This window comes from Brachyspira sp. SAP_772, assembly GCF_009755885.1.
In the GTDB taxonomy this organism is placed as follows: Bacteria; Spirochaetota; Brachyspiria; order Brachyspirales; family Brachyspiraceae; genus Brachyspira.
Genome location: NZ_VYIX01000234.1, coordinates 1 through 641, shown reverse-complemented (window position 1 = coordinate 641; position 641 = coordinate 1). Strand labels below are relative to the sequence as shown.

Genomic DNA, 641 nt, shown 5'->3' with positions numbered 1-641 from the left:
AAATTAATTTAAAGGAGAAAAAAATGGGCAAAAAATTATCATTATTTTTTGTTGTTGCAGCTATGATGTTATTTTCAATATCTGGCTGTAATAAGTCTGCTCAGGAATCTTCTGCTTCTGAAAAGACAGACGGAAAGATAAGAGTAGCGTATATAGCAAGGGCTCAGGCAGATTCTTTTGCTGCTTGGTTAGCTAACTCTATCAAAGAAGAAGCTGCAAAATATCCTAATATTGTTGTAGACATATTTGATGGACAAGCTAATGATGACGTTGAAAATAGCTTAATAGAAAATGCTATAATAAACAAATATGATGTTATCATTATACAGCCAAATAATGGAGAAGCTCAAAGACCTTATGCTGAAAAAGTTGTTGCTGCTGGAATAATTTGTTTAACTACAAATGCTAGAATTGCTGGTATAGCAGGTGCTTCTTCAGTAGATGCTGACCCATATAAACAAGCAGCAGTAAATGCTATAGCCGCTTTAGATCAAATTCCKCAAGGTGCTAATGTTGTAGTATTAAACGGCCCTCCAGGCAACTTCCATGCTGATGAAAGAAGAAGAAGTTGGCAAATAGAATTTTTTGATAAACGTCCAGATGTAAAAATTGTAGGTGAACAAATTGCAAATTGGAATAAA

General features: G+C 34.2%; 1 protein-coding gene. It reads left to right on the top strand.

Features of this window, described 5'->3' with window-relative positions; all coding sequences use genetic code 11:
• Positions 1 to 23 precede the first annotated feature (23 nt).
• Positions 24 to 641 (top strand): sugar ABC transporter substrate-binding protein (locus GQX97_RS13755; protein WP_157152325.1); only part of this gene is annotated, 618 nt, incomplete at its 3' end.